Origin of the sequence: Ensifer sp. LC384 (assembly GCF_001695865.1) — a bacterium.
Classification (GTDB): domain Bacteria; phylum Pseudomonadota; class Alphaproteobacteria; order Rhizobiales; family Rhizobiaceae; genus Ensifer.
Genome location: NZ_MBST01000020.1, coordinates 98,769 through 119,538, shown reverse-complemented (window position 1 = coordinate 119,538; position 20,770 = coordinate 98,769). Strand labels below are relative to the sequence as shown.

The 20,770-nt window shown below is 61.4% G+C and carries 16 protein-coding genes and 1 pseudogene; 4 read left to right on the top strand and 13 right to left on the bottom strand.

The genetic code is table 11. The features are described 5' to 3' along the window. Positions 1-148: 148 nt before the first annotated feature. Positions 149-1,984, bottom strand: coding sequence for a patatin-like phospholipase family protein (locus BC363_RS16860; RefSeq protein WP_065784727.1), 1,836 nt, complete (start codon positions 1,982-1,984; stop codon positions 149-151). A 202-nt stretch (positions 1,985-2,186) separates the two neighbouring features. Here BC363_RS16860 and BC363_RS16855 point away from each other — a divergent pair. Further along, positions 2,187-2,423 (top strand): annotated as a pseudogene (locus tag BC363_RS16855) (helix-turn-helix domain-containing protein); the annotation flags it as partial. 227 nt (positions 2,424-2,650) lie between these two features. Here the strand turns inward: BC363_RS16855 and otnK are convergent. From otnK to BC363_RS16835, 4 genes are all read right to left on the bottom strand, one after another. Next, on the bottom strand, positions 2,651-3,931 hold the full coding sequence (otnK, locus tag BC363_RS16850; RefSeq protein WP_065784726.1) for a 3-oxo-tetronate kinase: 1,281 nt from the start codon (positions 3,929-3,931) through the stop codon (positions 2,651-2,653). Positions 3,932-3,934: 3 nt separating this feature from the next. After that, positions 3,935-4,711: a 2-oxo-tetronate isomerase gene (gene otnI, locus BC363_RS16845; protein ID WP_065784725.1), complete on the bottom strand. Its 777-nt coding sequence runs from the start codon at positions 4,709-4,711 to the stop codon at positions 3,935-3,937. 11 nt (positions 4,712-4,722) lie between these two features. After that, on the bottom strand, positions 4,723-5,667 hold the full coding sequence (ltnD, locus tag BC363_RS16840; RefSeq protein ID WP_065784724.1) for an L-threonate dehydrogenase: 945 nt from the start codon (positions 5,665-5,667) through the stop codon (positions 4,723-4,725). Positions 5,668-5,735: 68 nt separating this feature from the next. Continuing rightward, the gene (locus BC363_RS16835; RefSeq protein WP_065784723.1) at positions 5,736-7,052 is read right to left on the bottom strand and encodes an MFS transporter; all 1,317 of its coding nucleotides are present in this window, start codon (positions 7,050-7,052) and stop codon (positions 5,736-5,738) included. 242 nt (positions 7,053-7,294) lie between these two features. Between BC363_RS16835 and BC363_RS16830 the strand changes: the two genes are divergently transcribed. Continuing rightward, entirely contained in the window at positions 7,295-8,293 is a 999-nt protein-coding gene (locus BC363_RS16830; RefSeq protein WP_065784722.1) for a LacI family DNA-binding transcriptional regulator, read from the top strand. A 16-nt stretch (positions 8,294-8,309) separates the two neighbouring features. Beyond that, on the top strand, positions 8,310-8,978 hold the full coding sequence (locus BC363_RS16825; protein ID WP_065784721.1) for an aldolase: 669 nt from the start codon (positions 8,310-8,312) through the stop codon (positions 8,976-8,978). Positions 8,979-9,002: 24 nt separating this feature from the next. On the opposite strand, the gene BC363_RS16820 is transcribed toward BC363_RS16825, so the two are convergent. From BC363_RS16820 to BC363_RS16790, 7 genes are all read right to left on the bottom strand, one after another. Next, positions 9,003-9,902: a carbohydrate ABC transporter permease gene (locus BC363_RS16820; protein ID WP_065784720.1), complete on the bottom strand. Its 900-nt coding sequence runs from the start codon at positions 9,900-9,902 to the stop codon at positions 9,003-9,005. Between the two features lie 16 nt (positions 9,903-9,918). Next, the gene (locus BC363_RS16815; RefSeq protein WP_053249896.1) at positions 9,919-10,851 is read right to left on the bottom strand and encodes a sugar ABC transporter permease; all 933 of its coding nucleotides are present in this window, start codon (positions 10,849-10,851) and stop codon (positions 9,919-9,921) included. Between the two features lie 95 nt (positions 10,852-10,946). Continuing rightward, positions 10,947-12,263 carry an ABC transporter substrate-binding protein gene (locus tag BC363_RS16810; RefSeq protein WP_053249895.1) on the bottom strand — a complete coding sequence of 439 codons (1,317 nt, stop codon included), beginning with the start codon at positions 12,261-12,263 and terminating at the stop codon, positions 10,947-10,949. 150 nt (positions 12,264-12,413) lie between these two features. Next, positions 12,414-13,481 (bottom strand): sn-glycerol-3-phosphate ABC transporter ATP-binding protein UgpC, encoded by a 1,068-nt coding sequence (gene ugpC / locus BC363_RS16805; RefSeq protein ID WP_065784719.1) that lies wholly within the window; start codon positions 13,479-13,481, stop codon positions 12,414-12,416. 98 nt (positions 13,482-13,579) lie between these two features. Next, on the bottom strand, positions 13,580-14,356 hold the full coding sequence (locus tag BC363_RS16800; RefSeq protein ID WP_065784718.1) for an SDR family oxidoreductase: 777 nt from the start codon (positions 14,354-14,356) through the stop codon (positions 13,580-13,582). A gap of 1 nt (position 14,357) precedes the next feature. Next, entirely contained in the window at positions 14,358-15,341 is a 984-nt protein-coding gene (gene denD / locus BC363_RS16795) for a D-erythronate dehydrogenase (protein ID WP_065784717.1), read from the bottom strand. Positions 15,342-15,381: 40 nt separating this feature from the next. Beyond that, complete coding sequence (locus BC363_RS16790) at positions 15,382-16,158, bottom strand: FadR/GntR family transcriptional regulator (protein WP_065377142.1); 777 nt, start codon at positions 16,156-16,158, stop codon at positions 15,382-15,384. Between the two features lie 509 nt (positions 16,159-16,667). Here BC363_RS16790 and BC363_RS16785 point away from each other — a divergent pair. Beyond that, entirely contained in the window at positions 16,668-17,942 is a 1,275-nt protein-coding gene (locus BC363_RS16785; RefSeq protein WP_065784716.1) for a nitrate/nitrite transporter, read from the top strand. Between the two features lie 422 nt (positions 17,943-18,364). Here BC363_RS16785 and BC363_RS16780 read toward each other — a convergent pair whose 3' ends face one another. Continuing rightward, positions 18,365-20,236 carry an ATP-binding cassette domain-containing protein gene (locus BC363_RS16780; protein ID WP_083223570.1) on the bottom strand — a complete coding sequence of 624 codons (1,872 nt, stop codon included), beginning with the start codon at positions 20,234-20,236 and terminating at the stop codon, positions 18,365-18,367. Positions 20,237-20,770: the final 534 nt, after the last annotated feature.

The following is a 20,770-nucleotide window of genomic DNA, read 5'->3' as shown; positions in this document are numbered from 1 at the left end:
TTGCCGCAGGTGAGATGTCGCTTGGCTCTACCGACCTCGCCAACATAATCGCCAGTGACACCGCAAAAGGAGGTGACTGCTATCAGGTGATACGATGTGGTTGGATGCGCTACAGGTCCATGCCGTCGCCACGGACTTGGATCAGGCCCTACTGAGCAGAGGTGCCGAGCACCGCTTGGAGGCCCGGGTCGTTCTGGCGCAGACGTTCCTTCATCCATCTGATCGTCCAGTCGTAGGTATCAGAGAACAATTCGGAATGCCGGCTCCAATCCATGAAGCTGATCGTGCTCGAAACCGGCGGACAGACCAAAACATCCTCTTCGCCAATGGCAATGTCCTGCGGCCGGTGCGCCAGCATGCTCGCAGCAATCACGTGAATCACGCTGGGCACCTTTGGCAAGCTGGCACGACCGAAAGGATTTAGCCAGGCGAGCGCCAACTGGGAAGCTCCAGGGATGCGGTCATAGTCGATTTGGTATTTCTGTGGTCCACCCGACTCCAAGCTCACGACGACATTGGGTCCGGTCTTGAGTTCCTTCATCTGCTCCAACGGCAGATTGTTCATAATCCCACCATCCACCAGCATATCGCCGTCAGTCGTAAAGAACGGCGGCAGGACACCCGGGATCGAGCCTGACGCCCGAACGGCCTGCCACAGTTTTCCATAGCGATGAACATGGGGCTGACGACTGCTCAGATTGGTCGAAAGCGCAAAGAACGGAAGCCAAAGATCCTCGATCAGAACGTCGCTGTACTCCGCCTGAAGGGCTCGATCGAACACCTTGTGATCCAGGAGCGCGAAATGCGGCAATGTGGGACGGCGAAATGCCCGGCTCTTAATGAATATGTTGTGCGTGCCTCGGTCGATCTCATCCGCATCCAACCCACGGGCAAAGCCGGCCATCATTGCCGCTCCGGAACTCGTACCGCCGAGATAGTCGAAGCAAGCGCCCGCCTCAAGGAAGGCCTTGTAGACGCCCAGATGGGCGCTGCCGAGGGACCCGCCCCCTGCCGCCACGAAACCCCTCGCGTTGCCGGAAATGAATCGAGCCAGGCGTTGGATGTCGGACCCGTCCACCAGCGCAACATGATGATGATGGCCAACGTGAGGACGCTCGTTAAGCCATTCAGTGGTACCGGAGACCGCTACCGAGCGATTGTCGTGAACCAGGACGAGCCGCGCGGTCGATGGTGGATGGACCGATAGCGCCAGCTGCTCGGACAGGTTCATGCAGGGCGAAGAGGACGCGCTGGCAAGCAACAGGACGCTATCCGCCTGGCGAATGCAGACTCGTGTCCATTCATTGGGCTCTTCATCGGCGACATAAACGATGATTTCGGTTTTGGCCTCGAGTTCATTCAACCAGTTGAGGACCGGCTGATCGTCGATCGGAAGACCGGCGAACCGCGCTTCAATGTCAGCCCGGGCAAGGAACTGAACGCGCGCGCGTACATCGAACGCTTTCCGCAGGTGCCGGATGAAAACTGGTGAAATGCGACTTCCGCCGGCTGGAATGACCGCAAGCGTTCGGATCTTGGCAGGCTTCTTGGGAAGCGATGAATTCGGAGCCTGCATGGCGAACCGGCGCGCCAGAAACGTCGTGACCGCCTGTCGTAGGCTTGGCAAGGCGACGGCCGCTTTCTCGAACTGGTTGCCGCGGATTTCAAGAACGATCGAATCGCGCGCTGCGAGAACGGTGGCCATGCGGGGCAGCCCCGCGAAGAAACCGACCTCACCGACGAGTTCGCCCTGGCCAATCTCGGCGACCCAGCCGGCTGAATCTTCTTTGTGCACCGTAAAGCGGCCAGATAGTACTATGAAGAACCGGTCCGATGGATCACCTTCGCGAACCAGGACCTCACCGCGCCGCAGGACCCGCCGGTCGGATTCGGCAGCCAAAGCCTCAAGTGCCGCCAACGACGCCCGATCGAACATCAATGTCGCCGACAGCAATCTCGCCGCAAGGGAATCGACGGAGGCCATTTAACCACTCCTCGAGACGAGTTCGCTCCGGCTAACAGTAATGCGTCCCGCACAAGCACGGATAATCGCACAGCCGCTCAAAAATGGTACTACCCATAGTTCAAAATGATACATTATGCGACCGAGGCTTTGCGGACGGTACATTCTAATTCGAAGTGAGATATATCAATTCTTTCAATGGTTTCGCCTTGGCGATTTGGGTATGTCTCGATGCTATTCGCAGCGGAATCTGGCTGATCGACGCCGCCTCTACCACTTTGTCGAACGCAAAGTGCCGATCCATGAAATGGCGCGCCAACTCGGTCGTCACCGCTCCACGATCTATCGCGAGATCAGGCGCAATACATTCCACGATCGCGAGCTGCCCGAATATCGCGGCTACTTCCCAGCGGTTGCTGACGACATCCGCAAGGAGCGGCGGCGGCGCTTAAGGAAGCTCTTTTGTGCAGTTGAGTATGGAAGAACGCCGCGTCATTGCGCGGATGCATGAGAAGAAGATCAGCCAGGCGGAGATCGCGCGGACGCTTCGCCGAGACCGCTCGACAATCTGCCGCAAACTGCGGGGGCAGCTGATAAGCCATTTGGGCTCCCTACCCGCGCAAGCTCGGCAAAGTCTGACGTTCGATCGACGCTTGGAATTCGTCTCGTGGCGAGAGCTAGTCTTGCTCAGTGCATCATCGCCAGCGCGGCTGTGAAGAAATCCTCGCCTCCGAAGTTTCCCGATTTCAGCGCCAATAGCATATCGCCCTGCGCATTGCCGACCGTTCGCAGCACCGGCACGCCGGGCGCGATCTCCGGGCCGATCAGGAAGGCTGGAATGGCCAGCCTGTCGACCGCGGCACCCGAGGTTTCTCCGCCTGCGACGACCAGGCGCCGCACGCCTCTTGCTACTAACTCGGCGGCGATGATCGAAGTCGCGGTTTCGATCGCGTGGCCGGAGGCCTCCCGTCCGTATTGCGACTGCAGCTGCAAAACGGTTTCAGGCGATGCGCTCGCCGCGATGACGACCGGACCGGCGGCAATGCGGTCTCCGGCCCAGGAAATCGCAGCGGCAATCTCGTCCGGGCCGGCAAGCAGCCGCTCCGGGTCGAGCCGCAGGACGGGCATCGACCGTTCGGCGACATCGAGTTGCCGCAGCGTCGCCTTGGAGCAACTGCCGGCAACGACCACGGCGGGCCCGCCCACCGGGCGAATGGCATCAACTGTCGTTGCCTCCCCGGACGATACCCGGCCGGAGCGGACGAGTGCGCGGGCAAGGCCGAGGCCGAGCCCCGACGCGCCGGTGGACACCGGCGTTTCGAGGGCGATCTCGCCAAGCGTTTCAAGATCGCGCTCGAAGACCGCGTCCGCTATCGCCGTCTTGACACCGGTGACCTGCAGAGCCTCGAGCCGGGCTCTTACCGTATCGGGTCCCGCAGCGATTGCCGGCAGATCGATGAGACCGACGGCGCCACGCGACTGTCTGGTCATGACGCGCACAAGATTGGCGTCGTGCATCGGGTTGAGGGGATGATCCTTGAGCGGGCTTTCGTTCAACGGCTCTCCGTTAACGAAGAGGTGGCCGAAATAGACGGTGCGTCCCGTTTCCGGAAAGGCGGGCGTAACCAGCACCAAACCGCCGCCGGCAGCGGCGCTCAGGGCCTCCGTCACCGGACCGATATTGCCGGCGTCGGTGGAATCGAAGGTCGAGCAGATCTTGTAAAGCACATGGTCCGCTCCGCGCTCGCGCAGCCATCGTTCGGCTTGCGTCGCCGCAGCCACGGCGCCAGCGGTTGCGACCGAGCGGATTTTCAGCGAGACGACGACCGCGTCGACATCCGGCAGCGCCAGGGACGGGTCGGGAATACCGACCGTCTGCACGGTGCGCAGGCCGTTTTTCGTCAGTGTGTTGGCAAGGTCTGACGCGCCGGTGTAGTCGTCAGCGATCGATCCAAGCAGGATGGTCATCAGCTAGCTCCGTGCAAAAGGTCTGAACCAGTCGAGGCCGTCCAGCGTACGGCCACGGGGGATGTATTCGCAGCCGACAAAGCCGCCGTAACCGAGCCGGTCGATTTCCAGGAACAGATAGGGATAGTTCAACTCCTCCCCGTCCGGCTCGTTGCGCGACGGCACGCTGGCGATCTGGATATGGCCGGTGATCGGTAGCAGGCGGCGCAAGGCCATGACCACGTCGCCATGCAGGATCTGGCGGTGATAGATGTCGAACTGCAGTTTCAGGTTCGGCATACCGAGTTCCGCGATCAGCTTTTCGGCCGCGCCGAAGTCATTGAGGAAGTAGCCCGGCATGTTTCGCCCGTTGATCGGCTCGAGCAACAGGTCGATGCCCTCCTCTGAAAGCCGCCCCGCAACGTACGCAACGGAGCGTCGGTAAGATGAGGCCGCGTCTTTGTCGTGGGGATCAGCAAGGCCGGCCATCAGGTGCAGCCGCCCGACACCCGTCGCCACCGCATAGTCCAGCGCCCGCTCGACGCCCGCTTTCAGCGCATCGAACCGTCCGGGAAGCGCCGCGACACCCCGGTCGCCGGCGGCCCAATCGCCCGGCGGCAGATTGAACAGGGCCTGCTGCAGATTGTTGCGGGCGAGCCGTTCGGCAATCGCCTCCGGTGCGGCTTCATAGGGAAAGAGATATTCGACGGCGGCAAACCCGGCATCGGCCGCGGCGTCGAAGCGGTCGAGGAACGGCCATTCGTTGAACATCATCGTCAGGTTGGCGGCAAAAACCGGCATGGTGGCGTTCCTTACGGTTTCTGAGGCTCTTTGGTGGCACCGGGCAATGTGGCACCCGACAGCTGGGCGTAGAGCCGCGCGAGCGAGGAATCGTCGTCGCGGCCCATGCCGGCTCCGGACGCGCCCAAATACATCTGCAGGGCCGCCGCTGCGAGCGGTACCGGATAGCGCTCCGAGCGAGCCATATCCTGGACGATGCCGAGGTCCTTGACGAAAATCTCGATGCTGCTCAGCGGAGTATAGTCTCCGGCCAGCACATGCGGCACGCGGTTTTCGAACATCCAGGAATTGCCGGCCGAGGCCGTGATCACTTCATAGACCTTGTGGAGGTCGAGGCCCTGCTTGGCGGCAAACGTTATCGCTTCGCAGGCGGCCGCGATGTGCACGCCGGCGAGAAGCTGGTTGATCATCTTGAAGGCGGCGCCGGTTCCGGCCGCGTCGCCGAGCTCGTAGATCTTGCCGGCCATGGCGTCGAGACCCGGGCGGGCCGCGTCGAACGCCTGCCTGGAGCCGGATGCCATGATCGTCAGTTCGCCGTTTGCGGCCTTGGCCGCGCCGCCCGAAATTGGCGCATCGAGATAATGCAGACCGAGAGCCTCCACCCGTTGTGCCAGGTCGCGTGCCACAGCCGGGTCCATGGTAGCCGACGAAATGAAGACTGCTCCGGGCTTCATCGTCCTCGCTACACCCTCGACGCCGAACAGCACAGCCTCGGTCTGCGCACCATTGACGACGACGGAGACGACAATGTCGGCATCCTTTGCCGCACCGGCGGGCGTGGCCGCGCCGCGTCCGCCCTCGGCGGTGAAGCGGTCCACCGCCGCAGGAGTGATGTCATACCCAACGACGTCGAGGCCTGCGCGCTTCATCGATCGGGCCATTCCGAGCCCCATGGAGCCAAGGCCGATGACGGCCGCGACAACAGCGGGGCCTGAGTTTTCAGCAAGCGGTGACATGACGAGTTCTCCAGTCTTGTAAAGGAAGAGCTGCCCCTCCGGATGCTGCCACCCGGAGGGGTTGGTGTTTAGCGGTTGACGGTCTTCGCCGGAACCGTCAACACGGCCAGCGAACCGATGACCAGGGCCGCGGCGAGAAGATACATGCCCGCGCTGTTGCTGCCCGTAAGATCCTTCAGATAGCCCACCAGAAACGGCCCGAGGAACCCGGCGAGATTGCCGACCGAATTGATCCAGGCGATGCCGGCTGCCGCGCCCGTGCCGGCGAGAAAAGCGGTCGGAAGCGACCAGAAGAGCGGCGCGCAACTGATGGCGCCCGCAGCAGCCAGCGAGAGGCAGACGATTGAGACCGTCGTGCTTGTTGCCGTCGTTGCCGCGACAAAACCACCGGCGGCGATGAGGGCGGGAATGACCAGGTGCCACCGGCGTTCACGCAGCCTGTCGGCGGAGCGTCCGAGCACCAGCATGGCAACGAACGTGCAGATATAGGGGATAGCGGAAATCAGGCCGATATTCAGGTTCCCGCTGACGCCGGAGGCCTTGACGATGGAGGGCATCCAGAAATTCAGGCCGTATTGCCCAAGCACGAAGCAGAAATAGATGAGGCACATCAGCCAGACGCGGCGATCCGTCAGCGTTCCGGCAATGCTGTGCGGGCTCGAGGCCTTGGCCCGGTTCTCCGCCTCGATATTGGCCGCCAGCACACGCTTTTCGTCTTCGTTCAGCCATTTCGCGTCACGGATCGTATCATCAAGGTAGAAGAACGTGGCGACGCCGAAAAGGATGGCCGGGATGGCTTCGATCAGGAACATCCACTGCCAGCCGGAAAGGCCATGCGTGCCGTGGAAGCTGTCCATCAAGAGACCCGAAAGCGGATTACCGAAAATGGCGGATATCGGGATTGCGGACATGAAGGTGGTGATGATTCTGCCGCGGCGATGGGCCGGATACCAAGCGGTCAGATAGAGAATGATGCCGGGGAAAAACCCCGCTTCGGCAACGCCCAGCAGGAAACGCAGGACATAGAAGACGGCTTCCGACGAGGTGAACATGAAGGCGGCGGAAATGATGCCCCAGGTGACCATGATGCGGGCAATCCACACCCGCGCGCCGACCTTGTTCATGATAATGTTGCTCGGCACTTCAAACAGAAAATAGCCGATGAAGAAAATACCTGCGCCGATGCCATAGGCCGCTTCCGAGAGGCCGAGCTCACTCGACATCTGCAGCTTCGCGAAGCCGACATTGACGCGGTCGAGATAGGCCACCACGTAGCACAGCATCAAAAAAGGAACGATTCTCCAGAATACCTTGCCATAGGCCCGGTCTTCCACCGTCTGTACGGCGTATGCGCCATCGACTGGCGCCTGCGTTTGCAGCGTCATGATTTTCTCCTCCAATTGTTGCCGCAGTCTCCTTCCGCGGCACGCCGAGCCAATAATGGCAGCGCTGCCATTTTCTTTAATCCATCTTGGCAGCGCTGCCAACACGAAATTGGTAGCGCTGCCAAAAAAATCTTGCTTCTTGAAGAGAGTGGTGAAAAATGAGGACTGCATGGTGGGCAACATCGGAGGGATGACGGCTTAGCGGCTGAAGCGCCCACCCAAGGCCGGGTTCGAAAGTGACTATGGAATTCAAACACCAGGCGACAGTGACGCTTGCCGAGGTCGCGGAAGCGGCCGGGGTCGGCGAGAGCACGGTCTCGCGGGTGCTGCGCAACCACGGCTCGTTTTCCGGCAAGACGCGGGACCGGGTGATGGCTGCGGTCGAGCGGCTCGGCTATGTGCCGAACCGGATCGCAGGAACGCTCGCCTCCACCGCCTCGCGCCTTGTCGCCTTCGTCATTCCCTCGCTGTCCAACATCGTCTTTCCCGATGTACTGCGCGGCGCCAGCGCCGTTCTGGAGGAAAACCGGTATCAGGCGGTCTTCTCCGTCACCGACTATGATCCGGGGAAGGAAGAAGCGCTTGCCGCCGCGATGCTCGCCTGGCGGCCCGCGGCGGTGATGCTGGCGGGGTACGAGCACACGGAGGGCACGGTGAAGATGCTGCGCGCAAGCGGCTGCCGGATCGTGGAAATGCTCGATCTGGACGGCGATGCGCTTGATCTGGCGGTCGGTTTCTCAAACCGCGCAGCCGGACGCGAAAGTGCTGCCTTCCTGCTCAAGCGGGGCTATCGCCGGATCGGGTATGTCGGCCACGACCTCAACCGCGATACCCGCGCCGGCAAGCGGTTTTCCGCTTTTTGCGAGACGCTGGGTGCGCATGACGCCCCCCTCGCCGATCGCGAAATTCTCGCCGGGGCATCGTCGGTGGAAAACGGCAGGCTGGGACTGGAGCGGCTGCTCGCCCGGACGCCCGATCTCGACGCGGTCTATTTCTCCAACGACGACATGGCGCTGGGCGGCTATTTTCACTGTCTGGCGCGGGGGATTGCGATCCCCTCGCAGCTTGCCATTTTCGGCTATAACGGCCTCGATATCGGCCGGGCAACGCCGCAGCCGCTCTCGACCATCCGCACGCCCCGAGTTGCGACCGGACATGTGGCGGCACAACTTGTCGTCGCCAATGCGCCACCCCAGGTCGTCGATCTCGGTTTTGAACTGATCGAAGGGGCAACTGCCTAGAGCTGGAGGAACTGTCATGTCCGACGCGCGCCTGCGTGAGGAAATCTGCCGTTACGGCCGCTCGCTGTTCGAACGCGGGCTGACGCCCGGGTCGTCGGGCAACATATCGTTGCGGCTGGAGGATGGCGGCTGGCTGGTCACGCCGACCAACGCCTCGCTCGGCTTCCTCGACCCGACCCGTATCTCAAGGCTCGATGCCGCCGGGCGTCTCGTGTCCGGCGACAAGCCGACCAAGGAAATTCCGCTTCACACGGCCCTCTACGACACGCGCGGCAGCGCCCGCGCCATCGTCCATCTTCATTCCACCCACGCGGTTGCGCTGACCATGCTGCCGGAGATCGATCCGCGCGCCGCCCTGCCGCCGATGACGCCCTATTATCTCATGCGCGCCGGCGAGACCGCGCTGGTCCCCTATTACCGTCCCGGCGATCCGGCGGTGGCCGACGCGATCCGCGGGCTGGCGGGCAAATATTCGTCGGTGCTTCTGGCCAATCACGGACCGGTCGTCGCCGGCGACAGCCTGGAGGCGGCGGTTTTCGCGACCGAGGAATTGGAGGAGACGGCGAAGCTCTATCTGCTGCTGCGCAACCTCAACCCCCGTTACCTCAGCCCGGCGCAGGTGGCAGATCTCACCGAGACCTTCGGCCTCGACCTGCCGTCGCATCACGACCACGACCACGATTGATGCGCTATCGCCTGAAGCAGGCACTCATTCCTTCACCGCCCCGGTCATGGACGACACATAATAATCGACGAAGAAGGAATAGAGGATCACCACCGGCAGCGAACCGAACAGCGCGCCCGCCATCAGCGCTCCCCATTCGAACACGTCGCCGCGGACCAGCTCCGTCAGCACGCCCACGGGCACGGTCTTGTTCTCCGAAGACTGGATGAAAGTGAGCGCATAGATGAACTCGTTCCAGGAAAGCGTGAAGGCAAAGATACCAGCCGAGATAAGCCCGGGGACGGCAAGCGGCAGGATGATCTTGATCAGGATCTGCCAGCGCGTCGCGCCATCCACCAGCGCACTCTCCTCGAGCTCGAACGGGATCGACCTGAAATAGCCCATCAGCAGCCAGGTGCAGAAGGGGATGAGGAAGGTCGGATAGGTAAAGATCAGCGCCAGCCTGGAATCGTAGATGCCGAACTTGAAGACGATGAATGCCAGCGGAATGAACAGGATCGAGGGCGGCACGAGATAGGCGAGAAAGATCATCAGGCCCACCGGCCGCGAGCCCGAGAACCGCACCCGCTCGATCGCGTAGGCCGCAAAGACCGAAGCCGCAAGCGACAGAAACGTCGCGCAGGTCGCCACCAGCATCGTGTTCCACAGCCAGCCCGGATAGGAGGTTTCGAACAGCAGGTACTTGATATGGTCAAACGTCGGCCCGACCACCCAGAAGGGGCTGTAATTGTTGTAATCCGTCAGCTGCGAATTCGGCTTCACTGCAGTGATCGCCATCCAGTAGAACGGAAAGAGCAGCACGAAGACGAACACCGCCATCGGCAGATAAACCATCACGATCCTGCGTGGCAGGCGGTTGAGATAGCTCATTCCCTGTACATCATCTGTCAGAACGGCATCTTCGGATTTCACGGTCGTTGTCATCGTCATTCTCCCCCAATCAATCCTGGCCACCCTGCTGCCATTTACGGCGTTGCAGACCGAAGAAGCTGAACATGATGGCGGCAAGCAGGAAGGGGATCATCGCCACAGCGATCGCCGCCCCCTCGCCCAGCTGTCCGCCGGGAATGCCGCGCTGGAAAGACAGCGTCGCCATCAGATGCGTCGCATTCACCGGACCACCCTTGGTGAGCACATAGATGAGCTGGAAATCGGTGAAGGTGAACAGCACCGAGAAGGTCATGACGACGGCAATGATCGGCGTCAGCATCGGCAACGTCACATAGCGGAAGCGTTGCCAGCTCGTTGCACCGTCCAGCGACGCCGCCTCCTGCAACGAGGCCGGAATGGTCTGCAGGCCAGCCAGCAACGAAATGGCGACAAAGGGAATGCCGCGCCAGACATTGGCTGCGATCACCGAGGCTCGGGCATTTTCCGGATCGCCCAGGAAGTTGATCGGACTGTCGATCACGCCGAGCTGCATCAGCGACCATGAAATGATCGAGAACTGCGCATCGTAGATCCACCAGAAGGCCAGCGCCGAGAGCACGGTGGGAACGACCCAGGGCAAGAGTACGATTGCCCGGAAGAAGGACTTGAATGGCAAATTTTCATTCAGCAGCAGCGCCAGCCAGAGCCCGAAGACGAATTTCAGGATCGACGCCACAATCGTGTAGAGCAACGTGTTGAAGACCGAGAGCCAGAAGACCGAGTCCTCGGCAAGGAAGATGTAGTTTTCGAGCCCGATGAACACCCCGTCACGACCGATGCGCGTGTCGGTAAAGCCAAGCCAGACGCCGAGACCGAGTGGATAGGTGAGGAAGCAGACAAGGAAGACGGCGGCCGGAAGCATGAAGAGGAAACCAATCATGTTCCTGTTCTGCATGAGCGAGGCCATCGCGGATGGCGGCTTCCTGGATGACGCTGTGGACATCGGACATCTCCCGTATAGCGGATTGGGGAACGGGTATCGGCGGGGCATTTCCGCCGATACCTTGTCTCAGCGGCCTATGCAGGCCACGTTGGGATTTAGACCCGGTAGTAGCGGTTTGCCCGGCGCTCAGCCTCTACAATTGCCTCTTCCGGCGTCATCTGCCCCGTAACCGCGGTGGCGAACATGTCGACCAGCACGTAGTCGGCCATGACGCCGGCGGACGCATAGCCGAGCGGGCCGGCATAACCGTTCGGGCGCAGCGTTTCCGAGGCGCGCGCATAAGGCGCGTGGATCGGATCGGACGTCCAGACGGGATTGTCGGCGAAAGCCTTGAGCGGCTGGCAGCAATACGCGCTGGAGCCCGTGATCCAGGCATTCATCTGGTCGGCCTCCATCATGAACTTGATGTACGCCTTGGCCGCTTCCGGATATTTCGTATGGCTGAAGAGCAGCAGCGAACTCGTCTGATGCAGCTCGACGCTCTGGCCGACCGGACCGACAGGGAAGTTCGTGGTGCGGATGTCGGCTGAAAGTTCCGCCATCGCCGGGTCCTTCTTCGACGCATAGTAGAGCGAGACGCCGTTCGCCGTCAGCGACACCTGGCCCGCCAGGAAGGCCCGGTTGTTGTTGATGTCGAGCCAGCTCTCGGTGCCCGGAATGAAGGTCTCGTAAAGCGCCTTGGCATAGTTGACCGCTTTGAGCGTCTCGGGGCTGTTGATGACGACCTTGCCGCCTTCATCGACCATCTTGCCGCCATGGCTCCAGAGCAGCCAATGGGCATAGTTGTTGCCGTCGCCGACGGCCTTGCCGTGCGGGAAGCCAGCTGGCGTTCCCTTGGCCTTCATGGCTTTGCAGAGTTCGAGGAACCCGTCGGTTTCCTTCGGAAATTCGCTGAAGCCGGCCGCCTTCATGTGACTATCCCGGTAGCAGATCGCATTGCCGATGGCCGCCAGCGGCATGGCGATGAACTTGTCGCCGCGCGAAGCATAACCCTTTACGCCATCGTACCAGCCGCCGTATTTGCCGCCGAGGTAGTTGGCGAGTTCGGTCAGATCGACGAGCTTGTCCGGATATTGATGGGCATCGTCGAACCAGCACATCACCATATCCGGCCCGGAGCCGACATTGGCAGCGACGGCCGCTTTCGGGCGAATGTCTTCCCAGCTTTCCTTGTCGATGCGGACCTCGACACCGGTCGCTTGGGTGAACTTCGCGGTGTTGGCAAGCCATGCATCCTCGTCACCCTTGACGAAGGGTGTCCAGCGCAACAGCCTCAGGTTAGCACCGTCCTCCGGCTTGTAGGCCGGCTCCGCCCCTTGGGCGAACGACGAGCGGATGCCGAAAGGCGAAAGGCCGGCCATGCCCGCGACCGCGGCGGATGCGGCAAGAAAATCACGTCTCTTGAAAGTCATAATGCTCCTCCTGGTGACACGGGACATCATCCTTTCCGGCACCCGCCGTCCCGTTTGGCGAATGCTGAGTTAATGGCTTCCGGAAATGCCGGAATGCCGGCCGATGCGTCAGGGCTCCTCTTCCCTCACGCAGCGCAAAACGGGACGGTATCAGTCGGTCAGCCGCACGCCGGTTTCGGCGTCGAACAGGTGCACATGATCGGCATCGATCGATAGGTGGATTGCCTCGCCCGGCCGGGCGGTCACGCGCTCACGGAAAACGCAGGTGACGTCCGTGCCGCCGAAGCGCACGATCAACTGCGTCTCGTAGCCGGTGGGCTCGATAACCGCGACGGTCACAGGAAACCCGTTCGGGTCGAGCGACATATATTCCGGCCGCAAGCCGTAGATCAGATCACGCCCTCTTGCCGCCGATGGCGACCGCGCGAGTGGCAGCGCCATGCCATCGGTTGCGATAAAGCTATTCGGATTTTGCGGGTCGAGCCTGCCTTTGATCATGTTCATCGCCGGCGAACCGATAAAACCCGCGACGAAAAGATTGGCGGGACTGTCGTAGAGGTCAAGCGGCGCGCCGATCTGTTCGACAATGCCGTCATGCATGACGACGATTTTGTCGGCCATGGTCATCGCCTCGATCTGGTCATGCGTGACATAGACGGTGGTCGTCTTCAGCCGCTGGTGCAGTTCCTTGATCTCGGCGCGCATTGCTACCCGCAGTTTCGCATCGAGGTTGGACAGCGGTTCGTCGAAGAGAAACACCTGCGGATCGCGCACGATCGCCCTGCCCATGGCCACGCGCTGGCGCTGGCCGCCGGAGAGCTGGCGCGGATAGCGGTCGAGCAGCTTGGAAAGTCCCAAAATTCCGGCCGCGGTACCGACGCGCTTCTCGATCTCGGATTTCGGCGAGCTGTTCAGCATAAGGGAGAAAGCCATATTGTCGGCGACCGTCATATGCGGGTAGAGCGCATAGTTCTGGAACACCATGGCGATATCCCGATCCTTGGGCGGCAGGGCGTTGACCACCTTGTCGCCGATGCGGATCTCGCCCGCTGAAATGTTTTCAAGCCCGGCCAGCATTCGCAGAAGCGTCGATTTCCCGCAGCCCGACGGGCCGACAAGGATGACGAATTCGCCATCCTCGATTTCGATATTCACGCCCTTGATGACGGGAAAGGCTCCGAATGATTTTCTGACATCGACGAAGTCAACGCCTGCCATATGCTTTCCTCCCTGTGAATTTCATCTGAAATCGGCGGATTGTCCGGCGGCCTCCTCATGCCGTACTCGGACCCCGTCCGGTTCCCGATCGACTGCCCTTACCCTCGCCCCACCAGCGGCATCTTCGTCGCCATGACCGTCATCGTCAGCACATTCGCCTCCAGCGGCAGGCTTGCCATGTAGACAACGGCTTCGGCGATATGCGCGACCGGGATCGTCGGCTCACTGGCGGTCGCGCCATTCGCCTGCAACACCCCGGAATTCATCTTCGACGTCATGTCGGTCGCGGCATTGCCGATATCGATCTGGCCGCAGGCGATGTCATATTTGCGCCCGTCGAGCGCGGTCGACTTGGTCAACCCCGTGATCGCATGCTTGGTTGCCGTGTAAGGCGCGGAGTTCGGCCGCGGCGTCTGGGCCGAAATCGAGCCGTTGTTGATGATCCTCCCGCCGCGCGGCGCCTGCGCCTTCATCAGCCGGAACGCCTGCTGTGTGCAGAGAAAGGCACCCGTGAGGTTCGCGGCGAGAATACCGCTCCATTGCTCGAAGGTCACATCTTCCAGCGACACTGGCGGCACGGTGGAACCGGCATTGTTGACCAGCAAGTCGAGCCGGCCGAACTCCCTGCGGATCGCCTCGAAAAGGCGAGCGACCGCAGCGGGGTCGCCGATATCTGCAACGATCGCCCGCACGGTTTCTCCCGTTTGCACCGCTATGTCGCCAGCGGCTTTATCGAGCACGTCGGCGCGCCGGCCGGTGATGACGACGGTATAACCCTCCGCGCTCAAGGCCCCGGCGATGCCGCGTCCGACGCCCGTGCCGCCGCCCGTCACCAATGCGATCTTGCCTTCGCCGGATTTCAAAGCGCGGACCATCTCAGATATGTCCTCCGAGTTCGTCTTCGATATGGATCCTGATGATCTCGTCGAAGTTGGTTTCGGCTTTGAAACCCAGTTGGGAAGCACGCCGCGCGTCGAAATCGGTCGCCCAGCCTGAAACAATCGACTGGATAACCGGGTCGGGCTCACGGCGGATGAGCTTGACGGCCTTCTGACCGGCCACACGCCGAAGCGCTTCGATCTCTTCACCAACGAGGGCGGAAAGGCCAGGCATGGTCAGATTGCGTCTCGGGCCGATCGCGGACGTATCCATCCGCGCGGCATGAATGAAGAAACCGACTGCCGAACGCGGGCTTGCAAACCAGTGACGCAAGTTCTCGTCCACCGGCAACACCGCCTCCTGACCTGCCAGCGGCTCGCGGAGAATATTGGAAAAGAAGCCGGACGCCGCCTTGTTGGGTTTGCCGGGACGGATGCAGATCGTCGGCAGGCGGATGCCGACGCCATCGTAAATGCCGCGCCTCGAATAGTCGGCGAGAAGCAGTTCGCAGATTGCCTTCTGCGTACCGTAGCTCGTCAGTGGCGTGGTAAAGAACTCGTCGCCGATCTTTTCCGGGAAAGGCTTTCCGAAAACGGCGATCGACGAGGCGAAGATGACCCGCGGAACGTAGGGCTCCCGCAAACTCTCATGGCGGATCGCCTCGAAGAGCGCCCGCGTTCCGTCAAGATTGACCTTGTAGCCCTTGTCGAAATCAGCCTCGGCCTCACCGGAAACGATCGCCGCGAGGTGGAAGATCACGTCGGGGCGCAAAGCGACCAGTTTGCCAGCGGCGTCCTCGGTTGACAGATCAAGCGCGAGTGCCTTCGCGATCGGCGACAGCCCTTGAGGCACAGGCGGCTCGATCACATCCACCAGCGTCAGCCTGGAAATATCGTAGCCAAGCGCGCCTTCCTCTGAGGCGAGCTTCTCCACCAGCTTGCGGCCGACCATCCCGGCCGCTCCAATCACCATGATATGCATTTCCGGCGAACCTCCCCGTCTGCCGCCCGGCTCAGCCGGATCAGCCTGCCGTCCCGCTCTTGTTCTTTTCCCGTTTTTTCTGCCCGCTCCCCGCAAGCAGTTCCTTCGTCGTGTCGTAGATCCGGGTGAGATGCTGGCGAAATGCAGCGATCACCGCGTCCCGGTCGCGCCGCTCCAGTGCCTCCACGATCTCGGTGTGGTCGTCATAGCTGGCATCGATAGCGCCCGGCCGTGACATCGCGCTGCGCCGGTAGTCCATCATGTAGGTGTAGAGATCGGTGACGAAATCGGACAGCAGCGGGTTTCCGCAAGCCCGATAGATTCCCATGTGGAATTCGCGGTCGCAGATCAGGAAGCGCATGGCGTCATCGCCACACAGCTTCTGCGCTTCGAGCAGGCTTTTGAGCTTGCCCAGCGTCTCTTCATCAATCCGATCGGCAGCATCGCCGACGACCTTCAGCTCGATATGCAGCCGGGCCGCATGAACATCGTCGAGATCGTAGCTGTCGATGGCGTTGGGCGAAGCGATGGTAACGGTGAGATGGCTGAGATCGACATTGCAGATCCGTGTGCGGCTGCCCTGAGACACCTCGACGATACCGCGCGCGGCGAGCGTCTGGATGGCACCGCGCACAGTCTCGCGGCTGACATGAAGCACATTGGCGAGTTCCCGTTCGCCCGGCAAGACGTCGCCGGGGCGCAGCATGTTGGTGGCGATTAGCACCATCAGCTTGTCGGCGATGAGGTCACGAGCCGTGCGCCGGTCGAGACTCTGCCCGACCTTTGGCATTTGCGTGAGTATCGGGCTGCCGTCCATCGCCACCATCACCTCCAACTGACCCACTGGTTGGTCCAGCAGATCAGTTTCCATGGAGCCGCGAAAAGTATGACTAGTCAAGACAGGTTCGTTGCTGCACCGCATCAAAGATCGGCCCACCGCCAACACAGCTACGCATAGAACCCAAGAAGTCGCGGTGCCTTTGAAATGGCGAGTATGCGGAAGCGATGGTCGGGCGCACCGCAGTGCACCATAATTGAGCAATGCCCTCTCAGAGGGCTATTATTTGAACAGCATCGAACGCCCCGCCGGGACCCGCCTCGCTAGGTTATTGAAATCACTAGGGACCCAGTTTCGCTCCAGCTGGCATGCTACTTGCTTCCCTGATCTCGAGACCAAGCGGATTCCGTCGCAGGCGCCCAATGTCGCGCGCCAAGTGCAAAGTTGCTGAACAGGATCGACGGGCCCAATCCGATGGGCGTCGTCTTCGCTCATGGTGTTTCCAGGACCAACAGGAGAATGGCGCGTTCAACGCGCCGGGAGATGCAATGTCCGCTCTTCATCAAACACAAGAGATCTCTGCAAGCGAGCAAGCGCGCGCGCTGTGGACCTCCGCGACTGCCTTCACCGTCTGTTTTGCCGTATGGACGATCTTTTCCATCATCGGCGTGCGCATCAAAGACGAACTCGGCCTCACCGAGGCGCAATTCGGCCTGCTGATTGGCATGCCCATCCTCACCGGCTCGCTGATCCGCATTGTGCTGGGTATCTGGACGTGCCGCTATGGCGGCCGGCTCGTCTACACCGTCACCATGACGGCAGCAGCCCTTGCCACGTTTCTCCTCTCCCACGCAAAGACCTATCCCGAGATGCTGCTCGCGGGGCTGGGCATTGGCCTGGCTGGTGGCTCGTTCGCCGTCGGTGTCGCCTATGTGTCGCCCTTCTTTCCGCCGGAAAAACAGGGGACGGCGCTCGGAATTTTCGGCGCCGGCAATGTCGGTGCAGCTGTGACCAAGTTTGCGGCTCCGCTCGTTCTCGTTGCCTTCGGCTGGCAGACCGTCGCACAAATCTGGTCCGCAGTGCTGCTCATCACGGCCGTCGTCTTCTGGTTTTCCACGAACGACGACCCTCAGTTTCGCGCGCGCCGCAATCACCAAGTTCCGCGAAAAAGCTTCCTGCAAGAGTTCGAGCCGCTCCGGAACATTCAGGTCTGGCGCTTCGCTCTCTACTACTTCTTCGCCTTTGGCGGCTTCGTTGCTTTGTCGCTTTGGCTGCCGCGCTACCTGGTCGGCGTCTACGGTTTCCGCATCGAGACCGCCGGCATGATCGCCGCAGCCTATTCGATCCCTGGCAGCATCTTCCGCGCTTATGGCGGCATGCTTTCCGATAAGATCGGGGCACGCAAGATCATGTACGCGACGCTTTCCGTCGCGGCCGTGGCGACGCTCATTCTATCCGTGCCGGCAGGTGGGGCGGGCGGAGCAATGCCGATTGCTGTGACCCCGGCCGTCTTTGTCTTCGTGATCTTTGTGCTCGGCTTTTTCATGAGCCTCGGCAAGGCGGCGGTCTACAAGCATATTCCCGCCTATTACCCCGCCAGTGTCGGCGCCGTCGGCGGCATCGTTGGTATGATGGGCGGTCTTGGCGGCTTCGTCCTGCCGATCGCTTTCGGCCTTCTCAAGGATGCGACCGGCCTCTGGTCGAGCTGTTTCATGCTGCTCTTCGCGATCGTTGCGGTTTCACTTGTCTGGATGACCGCCTCAATACGGCAGTTCAAGCGCCGCGCCGAAGAAGACATGCCAGCCGGCGCCTTTGCTCGATAGGTGGTCCGGAGCGACCTGAAATATCCAAAGCTTCGGGGTGAAAGAGCTTCCCCGCAGGGCCGAGCCAAGGCCCTGCTTCTTGCCCGGCCACTTTGTGCCGGGCATTTTTTTGCTATTTCGCCGGGCGCCAAAAGCGCCGCGTGTGAAGGCTCGCACCTTGGGATCGCGAAGGCAATACCGCAGACCGCCAAGCCGTGCCCGCGCCGCAGGCCCCATCCGGACCCTTCGAGATGGCGGCCGTTCCCTAGAAAGACGACATGAGGGAAACGGCAATGGTCCTGAGACCTGGGATGACGAAGAAGCGCGGCCTCAAGGGTTTCCGGAGGCACTGCAAGCTGACATGTTCCTTTTCTGTTCCGAACCGCGCCATCGGCCAGCGAAGAAGGCGTCGAACCGGGTAACGGCCTGACGTGCTCCTCACGTCAATCTACGGGCCATTTTTCCCCACGCCGCCTCACGCGCGCGGGGCCGACGGGGCCGCCTGTCGGTCTCGACAGCCGCGTCTTGGTCAATGAGCCACCGGCGATGACGAGTACGTTGTCAAAGAACTCCTCGCCGCTTGCGGATTTCGGAGGCGTGGCGTCGTGCATGACGCTGATCACCGTCGCGCCAGGGCAATCGTCCTTGAGGGCCTGGTGAAAGGCGACCGCCGCCTCGCGGTCGAGAGCGCTGGTCGGTTCGTCGAGAAACAGGAGCCCCGGGCGCAGTAACAGGATCCGCGCCAGAACGAGCTTTTGCTTCTGACCGCCGGAAAGAAGCTGGTCCCAGCTTTGGTTGTCGCGCCCCTCCTCGGCAAGGTCGCCGATGAAATCGGCAAGACCGGCTTTTGTCAACGCTGCGGCGGCCTCAGTATCTGAGTGCGCCTCGACGGGATCGGGGAGGCAAATCAGTTCCTTCAGCGATATTGTCGGCAGCTTTATGTCCTGCGCGGCATAGAGGGCCCGCACCTTCCTGGGCAAGACAATGGTGCCGCGGCCATGCGGCCAGAGTCCGTTGAACGCGTTGAGCAACGACGACTTGCCGCTGCCCGATTCGCCGACGAGAAGCGTCCATTCGCCACGGTCGAAGTGGAGGAGCCCGGTCGTGACGAAGGGTTGATCATCGCCCGGGTGCATCAGTTCAAGATGCCGGATCGTCAAGCCGAACTCAGGATCCTGCCGGGTATAGTGCAGCTCGGCGTGACCGGTGTAGGCATAGAAATCGCGCGGCTGCTGCACGTCTTCGATGGCTTTTGCAAGGTCGGCAATACGGCCCGCATTCGCCCTGAGCCTCGCTATGTCGGGCATGACGTGGATGAACCACGAACAATCGTTGATGATCGCATTGGCGAGCTCCGCGCCGGTTACGTATGCTTGCAAGCTGAGCCTGGCCTCCACATAGGGGAGCAGCCCGGGCGCGTAGGCGACGATGCGCGAGCTGAAAAAGTTGTAGACGAGTTCGAAACCCATATAGCTCGCGGTCAGAATGTTGAGCCTTGCCCAGGTGCGGTCAATGTCGAGATAGCGCCGCCTGTGAACACCGTTCTGTGCTTCCTCGCCGCCGGCGGCCGCGACGTGGAAACTGCGGTGGAGGAGCGTGGTCAGTTCGCGGCGGTAGCTGCCTTCGGCCCATTGCATCCTGACATCCAGCCTTTGCTGGATCGCTCCGATCTTCACAGCCAAAAGCGTGTTGGCGGGGACATAGGCGACGACGGCCACAAGCGTCAGACAGGCGCTGGCGTAACTGCCAAGGAACTCCAGTCCGCTGACCTTGGTGGACGTTTCGATGATTTTGCCCCCGACAAAGAGGAGCGACAGGACCACGCCAGCGATGCCCATGGCAAGCCCGATGGCGCCGCCGGTCATGCCCTTGATCGATTCCTGGATGCGCTGGTCGATATTGTCCGGCACTGCGGCGTCGGACAGAATGGCGTCCACCGCCCCGTGCTGCAGGTGAAAATGCGTATGGTTGCGGTCGAGCAGTGCGTCGTTGAAACGCCGGTCAAGCCAGGCGCGCCACTTGCGATGCAGGCTCGTCGAGAAGAAGTGGCGGACTGCGGTGAAACCGACTTCCTTGAGCACGACGATCGCGGCCAAGGTCACGGCGCTTGCCAGAAGCGACTTGAGCGTTGTCGGGTTTTCCGGATGGTGGAGGAAGGCGATTGCGCTGACAAGTTCGCCCGACGCCTCGGCGAACCAGACGCTGGCCATTGCCGACAGGGCCGTAAGCACGACGATGATCGCCGCCAGTCCCCAAGCCTCCTGCCATCTGTCGGAGAACCAATAGGCCCACATCAGCCCCCAGAAGCTGCGCATCGAGGAGACGGGGGTCGGCTGCGGCGGCTTTCCCAGTTGCGGCTTCACCAGTGCAGCGCCTCCCCGCCGGTGATCAGTACGTCCCTCACTGATGTTCCCTTGTTATTGCATTCGACGCTCAACCCGCGAAGAGCGGAGTGCCGGTTGGCTCCCCCCCGGTTCGATGCCTAGCTCGCTACCCTCAAGGCTCCTGAAACGTTCCTGACCAGATGTCATGACGGAGGCGTGACGCTTCGATTCCATGGCGACGGTCAGTCGGCAGTGTCTTCAGCTGCGGTGTGTTGCATCAAACCGTCCAGGCCAACGGCAGCGAGCAACAACGATCCTCACTGCAACAGATGCTACAAACAAGTATAGTCCCTAAGCGATCGCGGAGGGAGCAGGAAAAGAACAAATGTCCGTGGACGCGGGACCGCGAAAATGGACGCCGGTGTGGAGCAACGGCCGAACGGACGGCTGATACTGACGTGGCCGTGCTCTATATGCGATGGATTAGGTAAGCGGGCTTGCAGTGCCTCCAATAGTTTCCACGCA